Consider the following 24,980-nt stretch of genomic DNA (forward strand, 5'->3'; position numbering starts at 1 on the left):
CCATGTCCTGGTTTCTGTACCTGATCGAATGCGCCGACGACAGCGTCTACACGGGCATCACGACCGATGTCGCCGCGCGCTTCGACGAGCACGCGTCCGGCAAGGGCGCGCGCTACACGCGCTCGCGCAAGCCGCGCGTGGTGCTCGCGTCGTTTCCGCTGCCCGACCGGTCGATCGCATCGCGTGCCGAGTACTGGGTGAAGCGGCTCACGGCCGCGCAGAAACGCGAACTGGCGGCCGGGATCCGGACGCTCGAGTCGGTGTTGCCGGCCGGGATGTCGATCGACGGGAACGTCGATGCGGCCGGGTTGAAGGCCGAACTGAAGGCCGGTAAGCGCGGGCGGAAGAAGGCAAAGGCGCAGTCGGCCGACATCGCGACGCAGGCCGCTGAAACGGACAAGCCCGTCAAGAAAGCCGCGAAAGCCGGGAATGACAGGGACGCGTCCACGCCCGCGAAAACCGTGACGCGCGGACAAGCCGCGCAGGTGCCCAAGAAGACCAAGGCCACGCCTGCCACGAAGCGTGCAAAGACCGACGACGCGGCCGAACTGAAAAAGGGCTCGCCTCGCGGCAAGTCGGCCACAAAAGCCACGAAAGCCACGAAAGCCACAAAAGCCACATCGAAGCAGAAAGCGCCGGCAGCCGGCGGCAAGTCCGCCGCAAAACCACGCACCGACGTTGCTTCCGCGCCGGCGCGCAGCCGTGCATCGGCAACAAGGACCACCACCGACACGGTCGAAACCCCGGCGAATCCCGTCACCGCCACCCGCCGCGCCACACGCGCGAATCGCGCGAGAAGCGCAGCGAACGCCACCGCCCTGCCTGCGCCGCCCCCCGCGCGTGCCCGAAAGAAGACCACCCCGGGCGCCGGCCCGCGCACAAAACAAAACCGCGCGGCCTCCTGACGAGACACGCGCGGTTTGCGTTCCGAACGAACCGGCCGCGAGGCCGGCCAGCCAGCTTACTTCTTGTAGTTCGCTGCGCCGTCGGCGATTTCCTTGTGCGCGGCTTCGATGCCGGCCCAGCCTTCGACCTTCACCCACTTGCCCTTCTCGAGCGCCTTGTATTGCTCGAAGAAGTGCTTGATCTGGTCCTTCAGGTACTCGGGCACGTCGTCGATCGACTTCAGGTTGGCCGTCATCGGGCAGACCTTGTCGTGCGGCACCGCGACCAGCTTCGCGTCGACGCCCGACTCGTCGGTCATCTGCAGCATGCCGAGCACGCGCGAACGCACGATCGAGCCGGCCAGCAGCGGGAACGGCGTGATCACCAGCACGTCGACCGGATCGCCGTCGCCCGACAGCGTCTGCGGGATGTAGCCGTAGTTCACCGGATAACGCATGCCCGTGCCGATGAAACGGTCGACGACGAGGAGGCCCAGTTCCTTGTCCGCCTCGTACTTCACCGGGTCGCTTTGCGCGGGAATCTCGATGATCACGTTGAAATCTTGCGGCAGGTCCTTGCCGGCCGGAACATGGTTGAAGCTCATGAGCACTCTCTGTAGGTCGATGGGAATTCGGGACAGGGCGCCGCGGCCGATGCATCGCCGCAGGCGTCCCCCAACGGAATGCGCCATTATAGCCAATCGACCGGTGGCGTCCGGATGACGATCGGCGCGATAATCGTCCCCGATGTCCGGCCGTCGAACCACCGGCCGCGTTGCATGGAACCGGCGTCGGCGCCAGAGCACCGTCGGCGGTCGACGCGAAGACAGGAGCACGCATGGAAGAGGCGAAGCACTTCATCGCAGGCGAATGGACGTTGCCTGCGCAACTGGAAACCATCGCGGTCGTCGATCCGTCCGACGGCCAGCCGTTCGCAGCCATTGCCCGCGGCACGGCGCCCGACATCGAGCGCGCGGTCGCCGCGGCCCGCGACGCGTTCGCGGGCCCATGGGGCGCCAAAAGCGCCGCCGAGCGCGGCCGCGTGCTGATGCGGCTGTCGGCGCGCGTGGCCGATTCCCTCGAGGAACTCGCCACGATCGAGGCACGCGACACCGGCAAGCCGCTCAAGCAGGCACGCGCGGATGCCGCCGCGCTCGCGCGCTACTTCGAGTTCTACGCGGGCGCGGCCGACAAGCTGCACGGCGAAACCCTTCCCTACCAAGCCGGCTACACCGTGCTGACGGTGCGCGAGCCGCACGGCGTCACGGGCCACATCGTGCCGTGGAACTACCCGATGCAGATTTTCGGGCGCAGCGTCGGCGCCGCGCTCGCGGCCGGCAACGCATGCGTCGTCAAGCCGGCCGAGGATGCATGCCTGTCGTTGCTGCGCGTCGCCGAGCTGGCCGCCGAGGCCGGGCTGCCGGCCGGCGCGCTCAACATCGTCACCGGCTACGGCCATGAGGCCGGCGCCGCGCTCGCGCGCCATCCCGGCATCGACCACATCTCGTTCACGGGCTCCCCCGCTACCGGCAAGCTGGTCACGCAGATGGCGGCCGAGAACCACGTACCCGTCACGCTCGAACTCGGCGGCAAGTCGCCGCAGATCGTGTTCGCCGATGCCGACCTCGACGCGGCGCTGCCCGTGCTCGTGTCGGCGATCGTGCAGAACGGCGGGCAGACCTGCTCGGCCGGCAGCCGCGTGCTGATCGAGCGCGCGGTGTACGAGCCGCTCGTCGAGCGGCTCGCCACCGCGTTCAACGGGCTGCGCGTCGGCCCGAGCCGCGCCGACCTCGACTGCGGCCCGCTGATCAACGCGAAGCAGCAGCAGCGCGTGTGGGATTTCCTGTCCGACGCGCAGCACGACGGCATTCCGATGGCCGCGCATGGGCAGGTCGTCGCCGAGGCACCCGAAAGCGGCTTCTACCAGGCACCCGCGCTGTTGCGCGACGTGCCGCCGTCGCACCGGCTCGCGCAGGAGGAAGTGTTCGGCCCCGTGCTCGCCGCGATGCGTTTCGTCGACGAAGACGAAGCCGTCGCGCTGGCGAACGGCACGCCGTACGGCCTCGTCGCGGGCATCTGGACGCGCGACGGCGCACGCCAGATGCGTGTCGCGCGGCGCCTGCGGGCGGGCCAGGTGTTCATCAACAACTATGGCGCGGGCGGCGGCGTCGAGCTGCCGTTCGGCGGTGTCGGCCATTCGGGGCATGGCCGAGAGAAAGGCTTCGAGGCACTGTACGGCTTCACCGCGCTGAAAACGATCGCGATCCGGCACGGCTGAACGCGCGGCAAGCAGGACGCGGCATGCGGCCGGCAGCACGCGGCCGCATGCCGAAGCACGACGACACTAAATACAGCACAGGAGACACACCATGCGGTTGAGCGGCAAGACGGCAATCGTCACGGGCGGCGGCTCGGGGTTCGGCGAAGGCATCGCGAAGACGTATGCGCGCGAAGGCGCGAACGTCGTCGTCAACGACCTGAACGGCGCGGCGGCCGAGCGTGTCGCGAGTGAGATCGCGCTCGCGGGCGGCAAGGCAATCGCGGTGGCCGGCGACGTGTCGCGGCAGGAAGACTGGCACGCGCTGCTGCAGGCGACGCTCGACGATTTCCACGCGGTGCAGATCGTCGTGAACAACGCGGGCACCACGCATCGCAACAAGCCGGTGCTCGACGTGACGGAAGCCGAATTCGACCGCGTGTACGCGGTCAACATGAAAAGCCTGTTCTGGTGCGTGCAGACCTTCGTTCCGTACTTCCGCGAGCGGGGCGGCGGCGTGTTCGTGAACGTCGCGTCGACGGCCGGCGTGCGGCCGCGGCCGGGCCTCGTCTGGTACAACAGCACGAAGGGCGCGATGATCACCGCGAGCAAGTCGCTCGCGGCCGAACTCGGCGCCGACCGCATCCGCGTGAACTGCATCAACCCCGTGCTCGGCGAAACCGCGCTGATGACCGAATTCATGGGCTGCGAGGATACCCCCGAGAACCGCAGCCGCTTCCTCGCGACGATCCCGCTTGGCCGCTTCTCGACGCCGCAGGACATCGCGAACGCGGCGCTGTACCTGGCATCCGACGAGGCCGAGTTCATCACGGGCGTCTGTCTCGAAGTCGACGGCGGGCGCTGCATCTAGCCGTATCCCCTTGCCGCAGCGTGCCGCGGCCGGCAATCGCCGCGGCACACGCGCATGGCTTCGCACGACTCCGGACAGGCGCCGCTACGCCTTCTCCGGCCAATGACAAGGACAGGAGACAACATGGCAACATCGACGCAATCGCTGCCGGGCTCGTCCGGCGCATTCGAGGAAGCAACCTATCGGAAGGTGTCGTGGCGGCTCGTGCCGCTCCTGCTGCTGTGCTACGTGGTCGCGTATCTCGACCGCGTGAACGTCGGTTTCGCGAAGCTGCAGATGGCGAGCGACCTGAATCTCAGCGACACCGTCTACGGGCTCGGCGCCGGGATCTTCTTCTTCGGCTATTTCCTCTTCGAAGTGCCGAGCAACATCATCCTGCACAAGGTCGGCGCGCGCGTGTGGATCGCCCGCATCATGGCGACGTGGGGCGTGATCTCGATCCTGACGATGTTCGTCACGACACCCGCGATGTTCTACGTGATGCGCTTCCTGCTCGGCGTCGCCGAGGCCGGCTTCTTCCCCGGCGTGATCCTGTACCTCACCTACTGGTATCCCGCGCATCGTCGCGGCCGGATGACGACGTTCTTCATGACGGCGGTCGCGTTGTCCGGCGTGATCGGCGGGCCGATCTCGGGCTTCATCCTGAAGGCGTTCGACGGCGTGAGCGGCTGGCACGGCTGGCAATGGCTGTTCCTGCTCGAAGGCATCCCGTCGGTGCTCGCCGGCGTGCTCGTGTTCTTCTCGCTCGACGAGCGGATCTCGAAGGCGAAGTGGCTGACCGACGAGGAAAAGGCGCTGCTCACCCGCAACGTCGACGCGGAGGAAGCGACCAAGGAAGACCTGCCGCTCGGCACCGTGATGTCGAGCCCGCGCGTGTGGCTGATGGCGCTGATCTATTTCTCGTTCGTGATGGGGCTCTACGGCGTCGGCTTCTGGCTGCCGACGATCATCAAGGCCACCGGCGTGACCGACACGTTCATGATCGGCCTGCTGTCGGCGATTCCGTATGCGGCCGCGGTGGTCGCGATGATCCTGATCGCGCGCAGCGCGGACCGGCACCGCGAACGCCGCTGGCACGTCGCGATTCCGGCCGCGATCGGCGCGCTCGGGCTCGTGCTGTCGGTGGTCTGGGCACACCAGACCGCGCTCGCGATGCTCGGCCTCACGCTCGCGACGATCGGCATCCTGACCACGCTGCCGCTGTTCTGGAGCCTGCCGACCGCGTTCCTCGGCGGCACGGCGGCCGCGGCCGGCATCGCGATGATCAACTCGATCGGCAACCTCGCCGGCTTCCTGAGCCCATACCTGATGGGCTGGCTCAAGCAGGCGACCGGCGCCAACGATTCGGGCATGTACATGCTCGCCGGGTTCCTCGTGCTCGGCGGGCTGCTCGCGCTGTCGGTGCCGAAGCGGCTGGTCGACAAATGACGCGGGGCGCATCGGCGCCCCTGCCGGCGGACGATCCGCCCCGGAAACGCCCCGCTGGCCGGAACCGCTCCGGCCAGCGGGGCGTTTCTGCTTCCACCTGCGTGCCGACCGGACGATGCCGGCTCGGTATCCAGCCAGCGCTGACGCCATGATTCCAACAATATATTCCCTATTGATCCTTAATTCATGGAACAATATGGAACATATTGAGCATCACGAGCCGATCATGTTCCATACCGTCGACGAGTCCGCCGCCCGCCTGCGCCTCCACCCGAAGACCGTCCTGCGCTTCATCCGCGAGGGCAAGCTGCGTGCGACGCGGGTCGGCCGCGCCTACCGCATCCTCGACACCGACCTCGCCGCGTTCGCGCAAACCGAGCCGGCCGCGCCCGTGCCGCGTGCGGTGCGCGTCACCAGCATCGTCGACATTCCGGACGCGTCGCAGTCGCTGCACCAGTACCTGTCGCGATCGCTGCATGCGATGGCGTCCGGCCGCACGTCGTACGTCGACCCCGTGCGGATCGACGTCACGTTCGATCCCGCCGCGAGCCAGGTCAAGATCATCGTCGCCGCGACGCCAGCCGACACGGCCGTGCTGATGTCGTCGCTCGAGGCTTTGCTGCAGCAAAGCGGGACATGAGTGCGATCTTCAAGTCGCCGCGCCATGCACGCGCCATTCGCGCGGCTTATGACACCGCGCTGTCGCACTGGCCGGCCGGACATCGGCGCGTCACCGTGCAGACGCGCCATGGCGCGACACACGTGATCACCTGCGGCCCCGAGCACGCGCCGCCGGTCGTGCTGATCCACGGCGCGCAGACGACGGCGGCGAGCTGGCAGCATTACGCGGCGCAATGGTCGACACACTTCCGGCTCCATGCGATCGACGTGATCGGCGAAGCAGGACCGAGCGCGCCGTCGCGACCGCCGCTTGCGGGCGACGCGCATGCGCAGTGGCTCGACGACGTGCTGGACGGCCTGCAGGTGTCACGTGCCGCGTTCGTCGGCATCTCGCTCGGGGCGCGAACGGCGCTCGACTTCACGTTGCGGCGGCCGGCACGCGTGACGCGGCTCGCGCTGCTCTGCCCGTCCGGCATCGGCCGGCAGAAGCGGTTTCTGTGGTGGGCGCTGCCGTTGTTGCTGCTCGGCGATGCCGGGCGCGCATGCGTGCGACGGCGCGTACTCGGCCGCCTGCCGCCCGCGTCGACGGCGGCCGAGCGTGACACGCTCGCGCTGATGCACGCCGTCGACCGCGGGTTTCGCCCGCGCATCGAACCGATTCCGGTGTTCGCCGACGACGTGCTGCGCACGCTGTCGGTGCCCACGCTGGCGATCGTCGGCGGCCGCGACGTGATGCTCGATTCGCAAGACACGTGTGAGCGCCTGACGCGTCTCGTGCCGCACGCGCAGATCCTGTTTCTTCCCGAGCAGCCCCACTTCATCCGCGGGCAACGCGACACCGTATTCGCGTTTCTCGCGTCGACGGAAACCATCGACATGCCCCACCGAATCGTTCAGGCAGCCGGCCGCCGCGTGCTGGTCCGCGCCCCCTCCGCTCCCGTCCTGCAGCGGGAAAGCGATGCGCTCGACCTCGTCGCCCTCGCGCACGAGCATGAAGCCGACTGGATCGCGGTGCCCGCGGATGCGCTGCACGACGACTTCTACCGGCTCGAAAGCGGCCTCGCGGGCGCCGTCCTGCAGAAGCTCGTCAACTACGGCGTCAGGCTCGGCGTGGTCGGCGACATCGAGCGCTGGCTCACGCGCAGCGAAGCGTTCCGCGCACTCGTGCGCGAATCGAATCACGGGCAATCGGTGTGGTTCGTCGCCAGCGAGGACGACCTGCTGCGCAAGCTCGGCGCATGACGTGTCGTCCAGGCCCGCCCTGAACGAAAAAAAGCCCCGAAGGCCTTCCGGCATTCGGGGCTTTCTTGCGCGGGTTGCGCGCGCCGCCTGCGGCAGGCGGCCACGCCGCCCGCGTCAGACCACGGTGATCGCGAGCGCGCTTTCGCGGTAGTGCTTCGCGGCCTTGTCGGTTTCGCCGAGATGCTCGAACAGGCGCGCGAGCGCACGATGCGCACGCACCTTCAGCGCCTCGTTGTCGGCGAGCTTCAGCGCCGATTCGAGGAACGACTGCGCCTTGCCCCACAGCTGCTGCTGCTGGCACAGGCGGCCGAGCGCGAACAGCAGGTCGGCATCCTCCGGGTGATCCTTCTTCCACCCTTCGGCCTTCTGGATCAACGGCAGCGCATCGGCGCCGGCCGTATCCGGGTAACGGCGCAGCAGGCGCGCATCCCAGTTGTGGGCAAGCGCGTCCTCGACGATGCGGCGCGCTTCGTTGCGGCGCTCGAGCGGAACGAGAAGATCGGCCGCGAGATCGGCGAGACGCGGCGACTGGCGCTCGACCGGCGACAGCGACTGCCACACCTCGAGCAGCGCGTCCGGGTCGTGCCGGCGTTCGCGCAGCAGGTTTTCCGCAGCCTGCTGGCGCAGCCGCACGGCCGCGGCCGGATGCAGTGCCTCGCGCTTCTCGAGCGCCTTCGCAAGCTTCAGCACCTCGGCCCAGTTCTTCAACTGCTGCTGCGCGCGCAGCGCAACCTGCTGCGCATGGATACGCTTGCCGCCCGCCTGCAGGTCGGCCAGCGCGGCGAGCGCGCCGTCGGCATCGCGCGCATCCGCGCGCATGTCGGCCGCGGCGAGCAGCCGTGCGTCCTGCCATTCGGGTGCGTCGACCTTCGACAGCCAGTCGTCGCGACGCGTGTACTCGTGCATCCGGTGCGCGGCAGTCGCCGCGACGAGACTCGCCGCGCCCTGGTTCGCGTCGACCGACAGCGCTTCACGCGCGGCCTTCTCCGCGCGCGAGAAGCGGCCCGCGTACAGGTTCGCGATCGCGTCGCGCAGCGATGCCTGCGCCTTCTCGTTGCGCGAACGCGCACGATACGCGGCGACCCGCTGCGGCATGCGCCAGATGTTGCGCACGATGCGCAGCAGCGCATACACGACGATGAACAGCACGACGATGGCGATCACGAACAGGTTCAGCGACACGTCGATCCGGTACGGCGGATAGACGAGCAGCACCTGCCCCGCGTCGAAACGGCCGACGGTGGCGAGCGCAGCGGCGATCGCGAACAGGACCGCGAGCCAGACGATTCCTCGAAGCGTCATCGTTACCCCCGGCTCTTGAACTGCTGAACGGCGTTCAGGCTCGTGTTCAGGTTCGGCACCGCGACCGTCAGCGATGCGCCGTCAACCTGCTTGAGCAGATCCTCGACGGTCTGCGTGTCCTTCGATGCCTGGTCGAAATACTTCCCGAGCGACGCCTGCGCGGCGTGCAGGTCGGCCTTCATCGCGCCGTCGTTGCGCGCGAGCAGCGACAGGCGCGCGGTCAGCAGGCGCAGCTTCACGTTCTCGCGCACGAAGTAACCCTGGTCGGGCGACGCGAGCATCGCGTCCGCGTTGTCGATCCGGCGCACCTGCACGAGCCCCTTCAGCTGCTGGCCGAGGCCGGCCGAGAAGTCGTGCCACCACACCTTCCAGCGCGGCTCGCCGGCCACGGCCGACGATGCGGCATCGGCCGGCGCGGCCTTCGGCGCTTCGTGCGGGACGATCGCCTCGCCGGACAGCGGCAGCGCGTCGATCTTCGCGATCGCGTCGTCGAGCTTGATCGCGAGGCCCGTGAGGTCGGCCGCCGGTGCGGCCTTCAGCTTCTCGATGTCCTGCGCGAGCGCCTTGCGCACCGTGACGGCCTGCGCGCTCTGCGAGGTGGCGAGGCGCGCGTCGGCATTCTGCAGCGCGATCAGCGCGAGCTGCGTGTTGCCGGTCAGCTGAAGCTGCTGGCTCGCGCTCGACAGCATCTGGTCGACTTCCTCGAGCATCCACGCATCGCGGTTGCGCGACAGGTCCTGGTATTGCTGCTGCAGCGCCTGCTGCGCGCTCTGCGCGTCGGCGAGCTTGCCGTCGAGCTGCGCGAGCTGCGTGTCGACCTGGTGCGTGCTCGCCAGCGCCTGCTCGGTCTTCATCCGCGTTTCGGCCGTCTGTGCGTCGAGCGCCTTCTGGCGCGCGACGAACGTGCCGTCGAGCCGGTCGATCTTGCGGTTCAGCGCGTAGCCGCCGACGCCCGCCGCGCAGCCGAGCACGACGACGACGAACCACAGCACCGCGCTGCCGCCGCGGCGCGCGGGCGGTTCGGACGCCATATAGGCGGGACGGGACGGCGGTGCGGATGCAGCGGCCGGCTGGGAAGCGACGCTTTTGGAATCGTTGGTATCTGTCATGCGTTTAGTCACCGGTGCGGCTGTCGCCGGTTGGACGGCCTCGTCGGCCATCGTTCGAAACGCGCGGACGATGCGCTCATCGCCCGCGCCGGTCAGCGTAATCCTATCAAAACCCAATGCGCGCGCGGTCTGCTCGATGCGCGGATGCGGCGTGACGAGCGGCGCATGCTTCAGCGCGGCGATCTCGGCATCGTTCAGATGCGCCCGCGCGAGTTCGTGCAGGTTGCGCACGCCTTCCGAGCTCGTGACGAGCCACGCATGCGGTTCGCCGTCGAGCAGCGCATGCACGCGCTCCCACGCGCCGACGCGCGGCTCGGGCACGACGCGCCGGTACGCGGCGACGAGCGTGACGTCCGCGCCGGCCTCGCGCAGGCGGTCGGCGAGCCATTCGCGCCCACCGTCGCCGCGTACGATCAGCACGCGCTTGCCCGCCAGCGCGGGCGCGCCGCCGAATTCGGCCTCGATGCACGCGAACAGGCTTTCCGAATCGTAATGGGGTACGCCGCCGTCGGCCGGCGCCTGCGGCGCGATCACGCGATGCGCGGGCGCCGCGATGCCGTGACGCTCGAGCGCCGCCACGCTGCCGGGCCCGACCACGCCGACCGGCAGCGCGTTCGGCCAGATCGCGCCGTACTGCGCGAGCGCGCGGTCGATCGCGTTCGGCGACACGAAAATCACCAGCGCGTAATCGGCGAGCGCCGCGAACGCGGCGTCGAGCGGCGCCGGATCGTCGACGGGCGCAATATCGATCAACGGGAATTCGAGCACGTCGCAACCGGCCTCGGCCAGTTGCGACGCGAGCGCGCCGGACTGGCCGTCCGGGCGCGTCAGGACAGCGGTGAACGCGCGCGCGCCGCCCGCCATCAGGCGTCGCCCTTGCCGGCGGCCTGCGAGCCCGCGAGCAGCGCCTGGACGATCTCGAGCGCGCCTTGCGCCTCGAGGTCGTCGGACACGGCCCGGCCAAGCGCGAGCGCATCGGCGACGCTCATGACGGACCCGCACGCCTCGGCGGTCAGCACGCGCTTGCCGTCGGTCGTCGACACGCGGCCCGTCAGGTACAGCTCGCCCGCGCGCCACACCGCATGCGCGGCGAGCGGCACCTCGCAGCTGCCGCCGAGCGCGCGCGACACCATCCGCTCGGCCTCGACCGCAAGCGCGGTCTGCGGGTCATGCAGCGGTGCGAGCCACGCGGCGACATCGTCGCGGTGCGACGCGATCTCGATGCCGAGCGCGCCCTGGCCCGCGGCGGGCGGGCTCGCATCGACGTCGAGCAGCGCGCGGATCCGCGCCTCCAGGCCGAGGCGCTTCAGGCCGGCGGCCGCCAGGATGATCGCCGCGTAATCGCCGCGATCGAGCTTCGACAGGCGCGTGTCGAGGTTGCCGCGCAGCGGCAGCACGTCCAGGTGCGGGTAGCGCGAGCGCAGCATCGCCTCGCGGCGCAGGCTCGACGTGCCGACCACGGCACCGGCCGGCAGCGCGTCGAGCGACGCGTAGTCGTTCGACACGAAGGCATCGCGCGGGTCCTCGCGCTCCATGATCGCGGCAAGCGAGAAGCCTTCCGGCAGCGCCATCGGCACGTCCTTCAGCGAATGCACGGCGAGATCGGCGCGGCCGTCGGCCAGCGCGGCCTCCAGTTCCTTCACGAACAGGCCCTTGCCGCCGACCTTCGACAGCGTGCGATCGAGAATCTGGTCGCCGCGTGTCGTCATTCCGAGGATTTTCACGTCACAAGCTGGATATAATTTGCGCAGCGCATCACGCACATGTTCGGCTTGCCACATCGCCAGGCGGCTCTCGCGCGAAGCAATCGTCAACGTCGCGGGCGGCTGTGCCTGTTGCGGCCCTGCCGCAGGAGTCTCGGAATTCATTGCTGGAACATCGAAGGACGGGATTGAAGATCGAACAATGGTAGCACGCACGCCCCCGCCCGCCCGGGCCCGGAGCCTGCGTCCGGCCTGCCGCCGGGCGGGTCGCGGCGCCGATGTGCGGATGTGCCGCACGTAGCTGGTTGCTTGACCGCAGTTTCGCAGTTTCCGCAGTTCCTTTTGACTCGAGCTTTCCCAAGGAAACCCATCGTGAAGTCTTCCGGATCGGCGCGTACGGCGCGCCGCAATGCTGCCCTGTCCTCCTCCGACGCCTCGACGGACACCGTCGCCACCGCCGCGAACGGCCGTGCGAAAACGGCAACGAAACCGAAAGACCCGATACGTCAGACAAAACGCACGGCGAAAGCCGCCGGCCCGGCCGCCCGCACGGCCGGTGCGACGAAGGCCGGCACCCGCACGCGCGACGACAAGGACGGCCCGCTGTTCGACGACATCCGCTTTCTCGGCCGCCTGCTCGGCGACGTCGTGCGCGAGCAGGAAGGCGACACCGTGTTCGACGTCGTCGAGACGATCCGCCAGACCGCCGTCAAGTTCCGCCGCGAGGACGACAGCGAAGCCGCGCAGACGCTCGAGAAGAAGCTGCGCAAGCTGACGCCGGAGCAGACGGTGAGCGTCGTGCGCGCGTTCAGCTATTTCTCGCACCTCGCGAACATCGCGGAAGACCGCCACCACAACCGCCGCCGCCGCATCCACGCGCTGGCCGGCTCCGCGTCGCAGCCCGGTACGGTCGCGTACGCACTCGAGCAACTGAAAACGACCGGCAATGCGTCGAAGCGACTGCTGCAGCGCTTCTTCGACGATGCGCTGATCGTGCCGGTGCTGACCGCGCACCCGACCGAAGTGCAGCGCAAGAGCATCCTCGATGCGCAGCACGACATCGCGCGCCTGCTCGCCGAGCGCGACCAGGAGCTGACCAGCCGCGAGCGCCAGTACAACGAATCGATGCTGCGCGCGCGCGTCACCACGCTGTGGCAGACCCGCATGCTGCGCGACGCGCGCCTGACGGTCGGCGACGAAATCGAGAACGCGCTGTCGTACTACCGCGCGACGTTCCTCGACGAACTGCCGGCGCTCTACGGCGACATCGAGGCCGCGCTCGCCGAGCACGGCCTGTCCGCGCGCGTGCCCGCGTTCTTCCAGATGGGCAGCTGGATCGGCGGCGACCGCGACGGCAACCCGAACGTGACCGCGTCGACGCTCGACGAAGCGATCAACCGCCAGGCCGCGGTGATCCTCGAGCACTATCTGGAACAGGTGCACAAGCTCGGCGCCGAACTGTCCGTGTCGAACCTGCTCGTCGGCGCGAACGACGCCGTGAAGGCGCTCGCGGCCGCGTCGCCCGACCAGTCGCCGCACCGCGTCGACGAGCCGTACCGTCGCGCGCTGATCGGCATCTACACGCGGCTCGCCGCAAGCGCGCGCGTGCGTCTCGGCGAAGGCACGGTGCCCGTGCGCAGCGCGGGCCGCGGCGCGCCGCCCGTGCGCGCGATCCCGTATGCGGATTCCGAAGCGTTCGTCGCCGACCTGAAGGTGCTGACCGCGTCGCTCGACGAACACCACGGCACGTCGCTCGCCGCGCCGCGCCTCGCGCCGCTCGTGCGCGCGGCCGAAGTGTTCGGCTTCCACCTCGCGAGCATCGACCTGCGCCAGAGCTCCGACATCCACGAAGCCGTGGTCGCCGAGCTGTTCGCGCGCGCGGGCGTCGAGGCCGACTACGCGGCGCTCGCCGAGGAAGACAAGCTGCGCGTGCTGCTCGCCGCGCTCGCCGATCCGCGTCCGCTGCGCTCGCCGTACCTCGAATACTCCGCGCTCGCCCAGAGCGAACTCGGCGTGTTCGAGAAGGCACGCGACGTGCGCGCCCAATTCGGCGCGCGCGCGGTGCGCAACTACATCATTTCGCATACGGAAACCGTCAGCGACCTCGTCGAGGTGCTGCTGCTCCAGAAGGAAACGGGCCTGCTCGAAGGCGCGCTCGGCGTGCCCGGCGGCAACGCGCGCAACAGCCTGATGGTGATCCCGCTGTTCGAGACGATTCCCGACCTGCGCGACGCCGCGCGCATCATGCGCGAATACTTCGCACTGCCGGGCATCGACGCGCTGGTCGCGCACCAGGGCGCCGAGCAGGAAGTGATGCTCGGCTATTCGGACAGCAACAAGGACGGCGGCTTCCTCACGTCGAACTGGGAGCTGTATCGCGCGGAACTCGCGCTCGTCGACCTGTTCCGCGACCGCAAGATCACGCTGCGCCTGTTCCACGGCCGCGGCGGCACGGTCGGCCGCGGCGGCGGCCCGACCTACCAGGCGATCCTGTCGCAGCCGCCGGGCACCGTGAACGGCCAGATCCGCCTGACCGAACAGGGCGAGGTGATCGCGAGCAAGTTCGCGAACCCGGAGATCGGCCGCCGGAACCTCGAGACGGTCGTCGCCGCGACGCTCGAGGCGACGCTCCTGCCGCAGAACAACGCGCCCGCGCAGCTGCCGGCGTTCGAGGCCGCGATGCAGACGCTGTCCGATTCGGCGATGGCCGCGTACCGCGCGCTCGTCTACGAAACCCCGGGCTTCACCGACTATTTCTTCTCGTCGACGCCGATCACCGAGATCGCCGAGCTGAACATCGGCAGCCGCCCGGCCTCGCGCAAGCTGCAGGATCCGAAGCAGCGCAGGATCGAGGACCTGCGCGCGATTCCGTGGGGCTTCTCGTGGGGCCAGTGCCGGCTGCTGCTGACGGGCTGGTACGGCTTCGGCAGCGCGGTGAGCGCGTATCTCGACGGCGCGCAGGATGAAGCCGAGCGCACGAAGCGCGTCGCGCTGCTGAAGAAGATGAACAAGACCTGGCCGTTCTTCTCGAACCTGATGTCGAACATGGACATGGTGCTGGCGAAGACCGACCTCGCGGTCGCATCGCGCTACGCGCAGCTCGTCTCCGACCGCAAGCTGCGCAAGCACGTGTTCGAGCGGATCGTCGCGGAATGGGAGCGCACGTCGCAGGCGCTGGCGGAAATCACCGGGCACGAAGGCCGCCTCGCGACCAACCCGCTGCTCGCGCGTTCGATCAAGAACCGCTTCCCGTATCTCGATCCGCTGAACCACCTGCAGGTCGAGCTGATCAAGCGCCACCGCGCGGGCGACACGAACGCGCGGCTGCGCCGCGGGATTCACCTGACGATCAACGGGATCGCGGCCGGCCTGCGCAACACGGGCTGATCCGCATGCGGCGCGGCGCGATGCCGCGCCGGCCGGCGGCATGAAAGCCGCGATACCCACCGTATGCACGGTGGCATATCGCGGCTTTTTTCATGCTCGCGGGCGTCGACGAAACGGTGCGGGCGCACCGCACGCTCAGTGCGCGTCGATCAGCAGCGCGTCGTGCTCGAACGATCCGTCGGGCTGCACCGCGTAATAGCCGCGCACCTCGTCGGGCGCGTGCGCCCACAGCGCGCGAATGCCGGTGACGCTGTCGGCCGGCGTGCGGATGCGCGCGACCCACGTATCGAAATCGATCGGCAGCCGCCAGCGGCTGTGCACGTGCGCGTCGAAGCCGGCATCGCGGAACATCGCGAGCCATTCGTCCGCGCGGTAGTCGCGCACGTGCGATGCGTCGCGCAGCACTTCCGCGGCCTGCAGGTACGTATCGAGGAGCGGATGGTCGTTGCCGGCGATGTCGATCATCAGCACGCGGCCGCCCGGTTTCAGCACGCGGCGCACTTCGGCGAGCGCCGCGCGCATGTCGTGCCAGTGGTGCGCGCTCATCCGGCTCACGACCCAGTCGAACGTCGCCGTCTCGAACGGCAGTTTCTCGGCCGGGCCCTGCTGCGTACGGATGTTCGCGAGCCCGCGCTCGCGCGCCGCGGCGTCGACGGTCGCGAGCATCTGCGCGGCGAGATCGTAGGCAACCACGTCGCGCACGTGCGGCGCGACCGCGAAGCTCGCGTGGCCGGCGCCGCAGCCGAGATCGAGCACCGCGGCATCGGGCGTCGCACGCACCGCGTCGGCGAGCGTCTGCAGGTCGGCGCCCGTCGCGTGGACCGTGCTCGTCAGGTAGGCGGCGGCCGTCGTGCCGAATGCGTCGGCGACCTGGTCGTGGTGTTTCATCGTTCTCTCCTTTCTCTTGCGCAATCGGCCGGCGCGGATGCGTCCGTGCACTTTCCGGCCCCATGCAGCACGTTTTGTGGGACGCCCGCTCCCCTGGCAGCGCGCGAGCCGCTACAATAGGCCTGCGCTTGTACCAGTACAAGTTAAGCAGTTATTCTGGTATTCGATACACCTGTCTGATCGTTGCCGCATCCCCGCTTCCACTTCGCCGTTTCCGCATGAACCAGCCGTCCTCCGTCCCCGTCCCGCCGCTCGACGCCACGCCCGCCCGTGCGCTCGGCGAATTCATCCGCGCCCACCGCGAGCGGCTGTCGCCGCAGGCCGTCGGCCTGCCGCCCGGCCCGCGGCGGCGCACGCCGGGGCTGCGGCGCGAGGAAGTCGCGCAGCTCTGCGGCGTCAGCCCCACCTGGTACACGTGGATCGAACAGGGCCGCCCCGTGTCCGCGTCGGCCGACGCACTCGCGCGGATCGCCGTCGCGCTGCAACTGTCGAAGGCCGAGCGCGCGTACCTGTTCGAGCTGGCCGCGCAGCGCGACCCGGCCGAGCCCGACGTCGCGGGCGGCGACCTGCCGCCGACGCTCGCCGCGACCGTCGCGGCCATCGCGACACCCGCCTACGTGCTCGACCGGCAATGGAACGCACTCGCGTGGAACGCACCGGCCGCCGCGCTCTTTTCCGGCTGGCTCGACGGCGAGCACGACCGCAACCTGCTGCGCTTCACCTTCATGTCGCCGGCCGCGCGCACGCTGATCGTCGACTGGGAAACCCGCGCGCGGCGGCTCGCGGCCGAATTCCGCGCCGATTCGATCCGGCACCTGACCGACGCGCCCACGCGTGCGCTGATCGACGCACTGACCGCCGGCAGCGATGCCTTCGCGCAGTACTGGGCATCGCAGGACGTGTTCGAACGCGAAGGCGGCCTGCGCGAATTCGACCATCCGGCCGACGGCCGCCTCGTGTACCAGCAGATCACGCTGAAGCCCGCGCACCGCGAAGACCTGAAGCTGGTCGTGCTCGTGCGCGACTGAACGGGCCGGCCCGCGCGGGCCACGGCCGGCGGGCCGCCGCGAACGGCTGCGCGCCGCGGCGGGCAGGCCCGCGAATGTTAGAATCGCAGGATTCCCTCGGCGGCGCACGCCGCCCAACATCCCCTTCGAAGAATCGCCATGACGTCCCAACTGCACAAAAAGGGCGAGGCCTGGTCGGCCCGCTTCTCGGAACCGATGTCGGAGCTGGTCAAGCGCTACACGTCGTCGGTGTTTTTCGACAAGCGCCTCGCGCTCGTCGACATCGCCGGCTCGCTCGCGCACGCGAACATGCTCGCCGCGCAGAAGATCATCAGCGCCGACGACCTGGCCGCGATCGAACGCGGGATGGCGCAGATCAAGGGAGAAATCGAGCGCGGCGAATTCGAATGGCAGCTCGACCTGGAAGACGTCCACCTGAACATCGAGGCGCGCCTGACCGCGCTGATCGGCGATGCCGGCAAGCGCCTGCACACGGGCCGCTCGCGCAACGACCAGGTCGCCACCGACATCCGCCTGTGGCTGCGCGGCGAGATCGACCGCATCGGCGGCCTGCTGAACGACCTGCGTGGCGCGCTGCTCGACCTCGCGGAACAGAACGCCGACACGATCATGCCGGGCTTCACGCACCTGCAGGTCGCACAGCCGGTCACGTTCGGCCACCACCTGCTCGCGTACGTCGAGATGTTCTCGCGCGACGCGGAGCGCATGCGCGACTGCCGCACCCGCGTGAACCGTCTGCCGCTCGGCGCGGCCGCGCTCGCCGGCACCAGCTACCCGATCGACCGCCATGCAGTGGCGAAGACGCTCGGCTTCGACGGCATCTGCGCGAACTCGCTCGACGCGGTGTCGGATCGCGACTTCGCGATCGAGTTCACCGCGGCGTCCGCGCTCGTGATGACGCACGTGTCGCGCTTCTCCGAAGAACTGGTGCTGTGGATGAGCCCGCGCGTCGGCTTCATCGACATCGCCGACCGCTTCTGCACCGGCAGCTCGATCATGCCGCAGAAGAAGAACCCGGACGTGCCCGAGCTCGCGCGCGGCAAGACGGGCCGCGTGAACGGCCACCTGATGGCGCTGCTGACGCTGATGAAAGGCCAGCCGCTCGCGTACAACAAGGACAACCAGGAAGACAAGGAACCGCTGTTCGACACGGTCGACACCGTCGCCGACACGCTGCGGATCTTCGCCGAGATGGTGGCCGGCATCACCGTGAAGCCGGACGCGATGCGCGCGGCCGCCCTGCAGGGCTTCTCGACCGCCACCGACCTCGCCGACTACCTGGTGAAGCGCGGCCTGCCGTTCCGCGATGCGCACGAAGCCGTCGCGCACGCCGTGAAGATCTGCGACGACCGTGGCATCGACCTGGCCGACCTGACGCTCGACGAGATGAAGCAGGAACTGCCGAACGTCGCGCACCTGATCGGCGAAGACGTGTTCGGCTACCTGACGCTCGAAGGTTCGGTCGCCAGCCGCAATCACCCTGGCGGCACCGCGCCCGACCAGGTGCGTGCGGCGGTCAAGGCAGCCCGCGCCGCGCTCGGCCAGTAAGCCCGCTGTTCCGGACGGACGCCATCGGCGTCCGTTTTTCATTCGGGCGGCCGTCGCGCCGCCCATCGCCTTCCCCGCTTCCCGAATGCCGCCGATGACCTTTTCCGCCGCGCTCTTCGACATGGACGGCCTGCTCGTCGATTCCGAGCGGACCATCATGAACACGTGGATCGACGTGTCGACTGCGCACGGCGTCACGCTGACCACTGCCGACTACCTGCAGATCGTCGGCCGCTCGTTCGCCGAAGGCCAGGTGATCCTGGCGCGGCTGATCGGCAATCCCGACACGTTCGACGCGGTGCGCACCCGCGTGCGCGAGCAGCTTGCGGCGCCCGAACCGCATCCGAAGTTTCCGCTGAAACCCGGCGCGTTCGCGCTGCTCGACACGCTCGCGCAAGCCGGCATTCCGTGCGCGGTCGCGTCGTCGTCCGCGAGCGAGGTGATCCGCGCGCGGCTCGACGCGGTCGGCGTGCTGCCGTTCTTCCGCGCGATCGCGGGCGGCGACGAAGTCGCACGCGGCAAGCCCGACCCGGCCGTCTACCGGCTCGCGGCCGAACGCCTCGGCGTGCCGGCACACGCATGCGTCGCGTTCGAGGACAGCGATTTCGGTGCGCAGTCGGCCGCCGGCGCGGGCGCCGCGGTCGTCACCGTGCCCGACCTGAAGGCGCCGACGCCCGAGATCATCGCGCTGAGCCTGCACGTGCTCGCCTCGCTCGACGATGCGCTCGCGCTCGTGCCGTCGTGGTTCGGCGGGCACGATACGCGACGGCCCGCGTAGATCGCGTGCCACCCAATGCAAAACGGGCACCCGAGGTGCCCGTTTTGCCGTATCGCCGAACAACCGGCATCGCGGTTGCGCTTACTTGTTGCCCGCCGTCTCCGACAGCCGTTTCATCGTCGCGATGCGCGCGCCGATCAGGTCGACGCGGCCGTCCTCGCCGACGAGCGGCGCCGTCGCATCGCGAAACCCGACCCACGCGCGCTGCGCGCGTACGAGCGTCGCGGCCGAATGCGCGGGCATCTTGCGGCGCAGCTTCTGGTAATAGCGGTTCAGGTCGAACAGCGCGTGCTCGCACGCGGCGTCCTGTTCGCACGGGCGCACGCGGCGCACGGCCGGATCGCGCGGCGCGTTCGCCGGCTTGCCGTTCGGCCGGGCCCCGCCCTGGGCCGCGCTCGTGCCGCCCTGCGCGCCGCTCGTGGCCGCCACCGGCACGGCGGCGGGCGGCGTGGCATAACGATCGGCCGCGCCGCGCAGCGCCAGCGCGCGATCGCGCACCGGCTGCAGCTGCAGGTCGGCACTCGACATCGCGTACGACGTGCCGCGCGTGGTGTCGTACACGGCCTTCAGCAGATGCACTTCATCCTTGCGCCACGTGAGCCATCGGCGCTGGCTGTCCTGCCAGCCGCGCTTCGCGTCGGCCGGCGCATCCTTCAACAGGCGCTGGTATGCGCTGTCCATCACGGCCTGCCACTGCTGCTGCGCTTCGCCCATGCACTGGATCTGGCCGGCCGGCGAAGACCGGTCACGCCGCGCGAGGCATTGCCGCATCGCGACGTCGATCGGGTCGGCCGCCGCGACTTCCGCGTGCGCGACACCCATGCCCGCCAGCCCCGACACGCCTGCCGCCCAGACGACGAGCGCGGCCACCGCCGCACGCATCGCCTGGATTCGTCCGTGCGTCGCCATCAGTCGCGCACGCAGTCGACGAAGTACTCGACGCGGCCGTTCACCTCTTCCGCGACGAGGCCGTGGATGTCGGTGTGGAAGCCCGGGAAGCGTTCGTTGAAGTCGCGCGCGAACCGCAGGTAGTTCACGATCGTCTTGTTGAAGCGCTCGCCCGGAATCAGCAGCGGAATGCCCGGCGGGTACGGCGTGAGCAGGATGCTCGTCACGCGGCCTTCGAGCTCGTCGAGCGGTACGCGGTCGATCTTGCGGTGCGCGAGCTTCGCGAACGCGTCCGACGGCTTCATCGCCGGCTCCATGTCCGACAGGTACATCTCGGTCGTCAGGCGGGCGATGTCGTTCGCGCGGTACACGTCGTGGATCTGCGTGCACAGGTCGCGCAGGCCGACACGCTCGTAGCGCGGATGCTGCGCGACGAATTCCGGCAGCACGCGCCACAGCGGCTGGTTGTTGTCGTAGTCGTCCTTGAACTGCTGCAGCTCGGTCACCATCGAGTTCCAGCGGCCCTTCGTGATGCCGATCGTGAACATGATGAAGAACGAGTACAGGCCGGTCTTCTCGACGATGATCCCGTGCTCGGCCAGATACTTCGTGACGATCGCGGCGGGGATGCCCGTCTCGCCGAACTCGCCGTCGACGTCGAGCCCCGGCGTGATGATCGTCGCCTTGATCGGGTCGAGCATGTTGAAGCCTTCCGCCAGCGGGCCGAAGCCGTGCCAGTGGTCGTTCGGCTTCAGCATCCAGTCGTCGCGCGAGCCGATGCCTTCTGCCGACAGCTCGTCCGGGCCCCACACGCTGAAGAACCAGTCGTCGCCGTATTCGGCGTCGACCTTGCGCATCGCGCGGCGGAAGTCGATCGCCTCGGCGATCGATTCCTCGACGAGCGCGGTGCCGCCGGGCGGCTCCATCATCGCCGCCGCGACGTCGCACGACGCGATGATCGCGTACTGCGGGCTCGTCGACGTGTGCATCAGGTACGCCTCGTTGAAGCGGTGCTTGTCGAACGTGCGGTTCTCCGAATCCTGCACGACGATCTGCGACGCCTGCGAGATGCCCGCGAGCAGCTTGTGCGTCGAGTGCGTCGCGAACACGAGCGCGCCCGTGCGCGGACGGCCGTCGCCGATCGCGTGCATGTCGCGGTAGAAATCGTGGAACGTCGCGTGCGGCAGCCACGCTTCGTCGAAGTGCAGCGTGTCGAGCAGGTCGCCCAGCAGGTCCTTGATCATCTCGACGTTGTAGACGACGCCGTCGTACGTGCTCTGCGTGATCGTCAGGATGCGCGGCTTCATGTCCGGGTTCTGGCGCATCGCCTCGCGCGCGAACGGGTTCGCCTCGATCTTCTTGCGGATGTTCTCCGGCTTGAACTCGTCGCGCGGGATCGGCCCGATGATGCCGAAGTGGTTGCGCGTCGGCGTCAGGAACACCGGAATCGCGCCCGTCATCGTGATCGCGTGCAGGATCGACTTGTGGCAGTTGCGGTCGACCAGCACGATGTCGCCGGGCGCGACCGTCGCGTGCCAGACGATCTTGTTCGACGTCGACGTGCCGTTGGTCACGAAGAACAGGTGATCGGCGCTGAAGATGCGCGCCGCATTGCGCTCGGACGCCGCGACCGGGCCCGTGTGGTCGAGCAGCTGGCCGAGTTCGTCCACCGCGTTGCAGACGTCGGCGCGCAGCATGTTCTCGCCGAAGAACTGGTGGAACATCTGGCCGAGCGGGTTCTTCAGGAACGCGACGCCGCCCGAGTGGCCCGGGCAGTGCCACGAGTACGAGCCTTCGTCCGCGTACTTCACCAGTTCCTTGAAGAACGGCGGCGCGAGCGAGTCGAGATAGACCTTCGCTTCACGGATGATGTGGCGCGCGACGAACTCCGGCGTGTCCTCGAACATGTGGATGAAGCCGTGCAGCTCGCGCAGGATGTCGTTCGGCAGGTGGCGCGACGTGCGCGTCTCGCCGTACAGGAAGATCGGGATGTCCGCGTTGCGGCGGCGCACTTCGGTGACGAACGCGCGCAGCTCGATGATCGCGGTCGCGAGTTCGGGCAGTTCGCCGTCCGGGCCGGTTTCGCCGAGCATGAGTTCGTCGTCGTCGATCGACAGGATGAAGCACGACGCGCGGCTCGACTGCTGCGCGAACGACGTCAGATCGCCGTAGCTCGTGAGGCCGAGGACTTCGACGCCCTCCTTCTCGATCGCTTCGGCCAACGCCCGGATGCCGGAGCCCGAGATGTTCTCGGAGCGGAAATCTTCGTCGATAATGACGACGGGGAAACGAAACTTCATGGGCGATTCTCCAAAAAGAACGACCGCGGCGCGTCACGCGCAGCGGTCACCCGGAAACTGGTGAGACGTTATGCAACCAGATCAGGTTTTCGGCAGCGTGACACCGCGCTGCCCCTGATACTTGCCGCCGCGATCCGCGTACGACACGTCGCACACTTCGTCGCTTTCGAAGAAGAGCACCTGCGCGACGCCTTCGTTCGCGTAGATCTTCGCGGGCAACGGCGTGGTGTTCGAGAATTCCAGCGTGACGTAGCCTTCCCACTCGGGTTCGAACGGCGTCACGTTGACGATGATCCCGCAGCGCGCATAGGTCGACTTGCCGAGGCAGACGGTGAGCACGGTGCGCGGGATGCGGAAATATTCGACGGTGCGGGCCAGCGCGAACGAGTTCGGCGGGATGATGCACACGTCGCCCTTGAAATCGACAAACGACCCCTCGTCGAAGTTCTTCGGATCGACGATCGTCGAGTTGATGTTCGTGAAGATCTTGAATTCGTCCGCGCAGCGGATGTCGTAGCCGTAGCTCGACGTGCCGTAGCTGACGATCCGGCGGCCGTCCTCGGACGCGCGGACCTGATCGGGCACGAACGGCTCGATCATCTTGTGCTCTTCGGCCATGCGCCGAATCCATTTGTCGGACTTGATGCTCATAACAGGGCGCCTGGAAACGCTGCGTGACAGTCGGTGAGGGCCATACCCGCGAAGCGGCGGCCGGGAAAGGCGCACATTTTACGCGATCATCGGCCGGCGCACGCGGCGGCCGTCAACGGATCACGCCGCAGGCGAGCGCGGGCCCCGCGCCATGCTGCGGAAACGCGGGATCGCTCGAGTCGCGGTGCACCAGCGCCGCGCGGTTCATCGCCGAGCGCACGCCATCGAGGGCCAGATCGGGCGCGACGATGAAGCCGGCCGCGACGCCGTTCGCGTCCGCATGGATGTTGCCGAGATCGCCGGCGACGCGGGCGCCCGCGCGCAACCGGTCGGCGGCCGGCGCGAACACCTGGCCGGCGCTCGAGCCGTCGCCCGCGTTGCAGTCGCCGCGTTCGTGCACCTGTAGCGCGTGATCGCTGTTGGGCGGAAGGCCGGCCAGGTTGTACGTGACCTGAACGCCGTCCGGACGCTCGACGAACGTCACCGCGCCGCGCGCCTGCGAGCCGACCGTCGGCTGCAGTTGTGCGTCGGCCCGTTTTTCGTGCGACGAGGAAAAGGAGGTGCAGCCGGCCAGCAGGCCCAGCGCGGCGGCGGCCAGCAGCGCGTACCGCACGCGGCCGGCGCGCACGCCGTGATGTCGTTGTTTCATTCGATCCTCATGCCGGCTGGCGGCCGTTTGACACGACGGCCGCGCCGGGCGGGTAAAGGGACCCGGGAAAAGTCGCCATGATACCGCGCCTCGCGGCGCCGTAAACAGCGTGAGGCCCCGCCCCGCAAGGGTTTTACGTATTTTGAACAACGATCGACGGGAACTTCGACGTCATGTCGCGCGAACGCTCGGCAATCGCCAGTGCGACGCCGCGCGCGATGTCGCGGTAACGACGGGCCAGCGCGCCTTCGGGATCGGCCGCGACCGTCGGCGTGCCGCTGTCGGCCCGCTCGCGGATCGCGATGTCGAGCGGCAGGCTGCCAAGCACGTTCACGTCGTAATCCTTCGCCATCCGCTCGGCCCCGCCGGCGCCGAAGATGTGTTCTTCGTGCCCGCAGTTCGAACAGATGTGGATGCTCATGTTCTCGACGATGCCGAGGATCGGAATCCCGACCTTCTCGAACATCTTCAGCCCCTTCTTCGCGTCGAGCAGCGCGATGTCCTGCGGCGTCGTGACGATCACCGCGCCCGTGACGGGCACGCGCTGCGCGAGCGTGAGCTGGATGTCGCCCGTGCCGGGCGGCATGTCGACGATCAGGTAGTCGAGCTCGCGCCAGTTGGTCTGGCGCAGCAACTGCTCGAGCGCGGAGGTCGCCATCGGGCCGCGCCACACCATCGGGTTGTCTTCCTCGATCAGGAAACCGATCGAGTTCGCCTGCAGCCCGTGGCCGACGAGCGGGTTCATCGACTGGTTGTCGGGGGACTCGGGGCGCTGGCCGTGGATGCCGAGCATCGTCGGCAGCGACGGGCCGTAGATGTCGGCGTCGAGGATGCCGACCGACGCGCCTTCGGCGGCGAGCGCGAGCGCGAGGTTGACGGCCGTCGTGCTCTTGCCGACGCCGCCCTTGCCCGATGCGACCGCCACGATGTTCTTCACGTTCGGCAGCAGTTTCACGCCACGCTGCACCGTGTGCGCGACGATCTCCTGCGACACGGCGACGCGCGCGTCGCGCACGCCGGGCACGGCCTGGAGCGCCGCGGTGACGCGTGCGCGCACGTCGTCGTGCTGGCTGCGCGCGGGATAACCGAGCACCACGTCGAGCGCCACGACGTCGCCGTCGATCGCGACGTTGCGCACGCCCTTGTTCGCCGCATACGGACGGCCGGTATTGGGGTCGACGACAGCCGCCAAAGCGGCGTCGACTTGTGCCCGGTCAATGCTCATCGAAACTCCGTGAAAACGTTTTTCTCGCGCGCAAACGTCAAAAAATATCAAATTACGCTGCGAAAATCAGGAAAAGTGAAAGAATCTGTTGCACGCCATTGCGCGAACGCGCGACCCGGCGCACTCTTCGCCTGCGGCATGCTATGGGGCCAAATCGGCCGCCAACCGCCTATATTGTAGAGGCTGACGCGTCGCACTGCCCGAACAGCCACGCTGACGGA

Annotated in this window: 20 protein-coding genes; 10 read left to right on the forward strand and 10 right to left on the reverse strand. The window is 68.7% G+C overall.

Annotated elements, in window-relative coordinates; genetic code table 11:
- The first annotated feature begins 2 nt into the window (after positions 1-2).
- Complete coding sequence (locus AB3K92_RS35680; protein WP_369466737.1) at positions 3-905, forward strand: GIY-YIG nuclease family protein; 903 nt, start codon at positions 3-5, stop codon at positions 903-905.
- Between the two features lie 56 nt (positions 906-961).
- Here AB3K92_RS35680 and ppa read toward each other — a convergent pair whose 3' ends face one another.
- Positions 962-1,489 carry an inorganic diphosphatase gene (gene ppa, locus AB3K92_RS35685; RefSeq protein WP_027786751.1) on the reverse strand — a complete coding sequence of 176 codons (528 nt, stop codon included), beginning with the start codon at positions 1,487-1,489 and terminating at the stop codon, positions 962-964.
- A 233-nt stretch (positions 1,490-1,722) separates the two neighbouring features.
- Here ppa and AB3K92_RS35690 point away from each other — a divergent pair, with 233 nt between their 5' ends.
- The 5 genes from AB3K92_RS35690 (at position 1,723) to AB3K92_RS35710 (ending at position 7,303) form a co-directional block, all read left to right on the forward strand.
- Positions 1,723-3,162: an aldehyde dehydrogenase family protein gene (locus tag AB3K92_RS35690; RefSeq protein WP_059618845.1), complete on the forward strand. Its 1,440-nt coding sequence runs from the start codon at positions 1,723-1,725 to the stop codon at positions 3,160-3,162.
- 91 nt (positions 3,163-3,253) lie between these two features.
- A complete protein-coding gene (locus AB3K92_RS35695; RefSeq protein WP_021158432.1) occupies positions 3,254-4,012 on the forward strand; it encodes an SDR family oxidoreductase in 759 nt (252 codons plus the stop codon).
- 123 nt (positions 4,013-4,135) lie between these two features.
- A complete protein-coding gene (locus AB3K92_RS35700; RefSeq protein WP_027786748.1) occupies positions 4,136-5,440 on the forward strand; it encodes an MFS transporter in 1,305 nt (434 codons plus the stop codon).
- Positions 5,441-5,666: 226 nt separating this feature from the next.
- A complete protein-coding gene (locus AB3K92_RS35705; RefSeq protein ID WP_059486205.1) occupies positions 5,667-6,080 on the forward strand; it encodes a helix-turn-helix domain-containing protein in 414 nt (137 codons plus the stop codon).
- Positions 6,077-7,303, forward strand: a complete 1,227-nt coding sequence (locus AB3K92_RS35710) for an alpha/beta fold hydrolase (protein ID WP_369466738.1) — start codon at positions 6,077-6,079, stop codon at positions 7,301-7,303. Before AB3K92_RS35705 ends, AB3K92_RS35710 begins: the two co-directional genes overlap by 4 nt.
- Before the next feature lie 114 nt (positions 7,304-7,417).
- Here the strand turns inward: AB3K92_RS35710 and AB3K92_RS35715 are convergent, their stop codons facing one another.
- The 3 genes from AB3K92_RS35715 to hemC are packed head-to-tail and all read right to left on the reverse strand — an operon-like array spanning position 7,418 to position 11,582.
- Positions 7,418-8,605 carry a heme biosynthesis protein HemY gene (locus AB3K92_RS35715; RefSeq protein WP_011352869.1) on the reverse strand — a complete coding sequence of 396 codons (1,188 nt, stop codon included), beginning with the start codon at positions 8,603-8,605 and terminating at the stop codon, positions 7,418-7,420.
- A gap of 2 nt (positions 8,606-8,607) precedes the next feature.
- The gene (gene hemDX / locus AB3K92_RS35720; protein WP_369466739.1) at positions 8,608-10,578 is read right to left on the reverse strand and encodes a fused uroporphyrinogen-III synthase HemD/membrane protein HemX; all 1,971 of its coding nucleotides are present in this window, start codon (positions 10,576-10,578) and stop codon (positions 8,608-8,610) included.
- A complete protein-coding gene (hemC, locus tag AB3K92_RS35725) occupies positions 10,578-11,582 on the reverse strand; it encodes a hydroxymethylbilane synthase (RefSeq protein WP_369466740.1) in 1,005 nt (334 codons plus the stop codon). The genes hemDX and hemC overlap by 1 nt, the downstream gene beginning before the upstream one ends.
- 207 nt (positions 11,583-11,789) lie before the next feature.
- Here hemC and ppc point away from each other — a divergent pair, with 207 nt between their 5' ends.
- A complete protein-coding gene (gene ppc / locus AB3K92_RS35730) occupies positions 11,790-14,804 on the forward strand; it encodes a phosphoenolpyruvate carboxylase (RefSeq protein ID WP_059554471.1) in 3,015 nt (1,004 codons plus the stop codon).
- A 135-nt stretch (positions 14,805-14,939) separates the two neighbouring features.
- Here the strand turns inward: ppc and AB3K92_RS35735 are convergent, their stop codons facing one another.
- Positions 14,940-15,692 carry a class I SAM-dependent methyltransferase gene (locus AB3K92_RS35735; RefSeq protein WP_027786741.1) on the reverse strand — a complete coding sequence of 251 codons (753 nt, stop codon included), beginning with the start codon at positions 15,690-15,692 and terminating at the stop codon, positions 14,940-14,942.
- Between the two features lie 218 nt (positions 15,693-15,910).
- On the opposite strand from AB3K92_RS35735, the gene AB3K92_RS35740 reads away from it, so the two are divergent.
- The 3 genes from AB3K92_RS35740 to AB3K92_RS35750 all read left to right on the forward strand — a co-directional run bounded on the left by AB3K92_RS35740 (position 15,911) and on the right by AB3K92_RS35750 (position 19,046).
- The gene (locus tag AB3K92_RS35740; RefSeq protein WP_059486192.1) at positions 15,911-16,720 is read left to right on the forward strand and encodes a helix-turn-helix transcriptional regulator; all 810 of its coding nucleotides are present in this window, start codon (positions 15,911-15,913) and stop codon (positions 16,718-16,720) included.
- A gap of 138 nt (positions 16,721-16,858) precedes the next feature.
- A complete protein-coding gene (gene argH, locus AB3K92_RS35745; RefSeq protein ID WP_046544646.1) occupies positions 16,859-18,268 on the forward strand; it encodes an argininosuccinate lyase in 1,410 nt (469 codons plus the stop codon).
- Between the two features lie 94 nt (positions 18,269-18,362).
- Positions 18,363-19,046: an HAD family phosphatase gene (locus tag AB3K92_RS35750; protein ID WP_059590598.1), complete on the forward strand. Its 684-nt coding sequence runs from the start codon at positions 18,363-18,365 to the stop codon at positions 19,044-19,046.
- 81 nt (positions 19,047-19,127) lie between these two features.
- Here AB3K92_RS35750 and AB3K92_RS35755 read toward each other — a convergent pair whose 3' ends face one another.
- The 5 genes from AB3K92_RS35755 to apbC form a co-directional block, all read right to left on the reverse strand.
- A complete protein-coding gene (locus AB3K92_RS35755) occupies positions 19,128-19,955 on the reverse strand; it encodes a lysozyme inhibitor LprI family protein (RefSeq protein WP_369466741.1) in 828 nt (275 codons plus the stop codon).
- Positions 19,955-22,234: an arginine/lysine/ornithine decarboxylase gene (locus AB3K92_RS35760; protein ID WP_021163792.1), complete on the reverse strand. Its 2,280-nt coding sequence runs from the start codon at positions 22,232-22,234 to the stop codon at positions 19,955-19,957. Before AB3K92_RS35760 ends, AB3K92_RS35755 begins: the two co-directional genes overlap by 1 nt.
- A gap of 81 nt (positions 22,235-22,315) precedes the next feature.
- Positions 22,316-22,885 (reverse strand): dCTP deaminase, encoded by a 570-nt coding sequence (gene dcd, locus AB3K92_RS35765; protein WP_006398615.1) that lies wholly within the window; start codon positions 22,883-22,885, stop codon positions 22,316-22,318.
- Between the two features lie 112 nt (positions 22,886-22,997).
- The gene (gene sodC, locus AB3K92_RS35770; RefSeq protein WP_027786736.1) at positions 22,998-23,534 is read right to left on the reverse strand and encodes a superoxide dismutase [Cu-Zn]; all 537 of its coding nucleotides are present in this window, start codon (positions 23,532-23,534) and stop codon (positions 22,998-23,000) included.
- Between the two features lie 133 nt (positions 23,535-23,667).
- Positions 23,668-24,759: an iron-sulfur cluster carrier protein ApbC gene (gene apbC / locus AB3K92_RS35775; protein WP_021163794.1), complete on the reverse strand. Its 1,092-nt coding sequence runs from the start codon at positions 24,757-24,759 to the stop codon at positions 23,668-23,670.
- Positions 24,760-24,980: the final 221 nt, after the last annotated feature.

The organism is Burkholderia sp. Bmkn7, assembly GCF_041103175.1.
Lineage (GTDB): Bacteria > Pseudomonadota > Gammaproteobacteria > Burkholderiales > Burkholderiaceae > Burkholderia > Burkholderia cepacia.

Bases quoted from the DNA above. Each gene is read 5' to 3' on its own strand.
- AB3K92_RS35715 (WP_011352869.1), bottom strand. From the start codon at position 8,605: ATGACGCTTCGAGGAATCGTCTGGCTCGCGGTCCTGTTCGCGATCGCC.
- dcd (WP_006398615.1), bottom strand. From the start codon at position 22,885: ATGAGCATCAAGTCCGACAAATGGATTCGGCGCATGGCCGAAGAGCAC.
- AB3K92_RS35695 (WP_021158432.1), top strand. From the start codon at position 3,254: ATGCGGTTGAGCGGCAAGACGGCAATCGTCACGGGCGGCGGCTCGGGG.
- AB3K92_RS35705 (WP_059486205.1), top strand. From the start codon at position 5,667: ATGTTCCATACCGTCGACGAGTCCGCCGCCCGCCTGCGCCTCCACCCG.
- AB3K92_RS35740 (WP_059486192.1), top strand. From the start codon at position 15,911: ATGAACCAGCCGTCCTCCGTCCCCGTCCCGCCGCTCGACGCCACGCCC.
- apbC (WP_021163794.1), bottom strand. From the start codon at position 24,759: ATGAGCATTGACCGGGCACAAGTCGACGCCGCTTTGGCGGCTGTCGTC.
- AB3K92_RS35750 (WP_059590598.1), top strand. From the start codon at position 18,363: ATGACCTTTTCCGCCGCGCTCTTCGACATGGACGGCCTGCTCGTCGAT.
- AB3K92_RS35710 (WP_369466738.1), top strand. From the start codon at position 6,077: ATGAGTGCGATCTTCAAGTCGCCGCGCCATGCACGCGCCATTCGCGCG.
- hemC (WP_369466740.1), bottom strand. From the start codon at position 11,582: ATGAATTCCGAGACTCCTGCGGCAGGGCCGCAACAGGCACAGCCGCCC.
- AB3K92_RS35760 (WP_021163792.1), bottom strand. From the start codon at position 22,234: ATGAAGTTTCGTTTCCCCGTCGTCATTATCGACGAAGATTTCCGCTCC.
- AB3K92_RS35690 (WP_059618845.1), top strand. From the start codon at position 1,723: ATGGAAGAGGCGAAGCACTTCATCGCAGGCGAATGGACGTTGCCTGCG.
- AB3K92_RS35735 (WP_027786741.1), bottom strand. From the start codon at position 15,692: ATGAAACACCACGACCAGGTCGCCGACGCATTCGGCACGACGGCCGCC.
- AB3K92_RS35700 (WP_027786748.1), top strand. From the start codon at position 4,136: ATGGCAACATCGACGCAATCGCTGCCGGGCTCGTCCGGCGCATTCGAG.
- hemDX (WP_369466739.1), bottom strand. From the start codon at position 10,578: ATGGCGGGCGGCGCGCGCGCGTTCACCGCTGTCCTGACGCGCCCGGAC.
- ppa (WP_027786751.1), bottom strand. From the start codon at position 1,489: ATGAGCTTCAACCATGTTCCGGCCGGCAAGGACCTGCCGCAAGATTTC.
- AB3K92_RS35755 (WP_369466741.1), bottom strand. From the start codon at position 19,955: ATGGCGACGCACGGACGAATCCAGGCGATGCGTGCGGCGGTGGCCGCG.
- argH (WP_046544646.1), top strand. From the start codon at position 16,859: ATGACGTCCCAACTGCACAAAAAGGGCGAGGCCTGGTCGGCCCGCTTC.
- sodC (WP_027786736.1), bottom strand. From the start codon at position 23,534: ATGAAACAACGACATCACGGCGTGCGCGCCGGCCGCGTGCGGTACGCG.
- AB3K92_RS35680 (WP_369466737.1), top strand. From the start codon at position 3: ATGTCCTGGTTTCTGTACCTGATCGAATGCGCCGACGACAGCGTCTAC.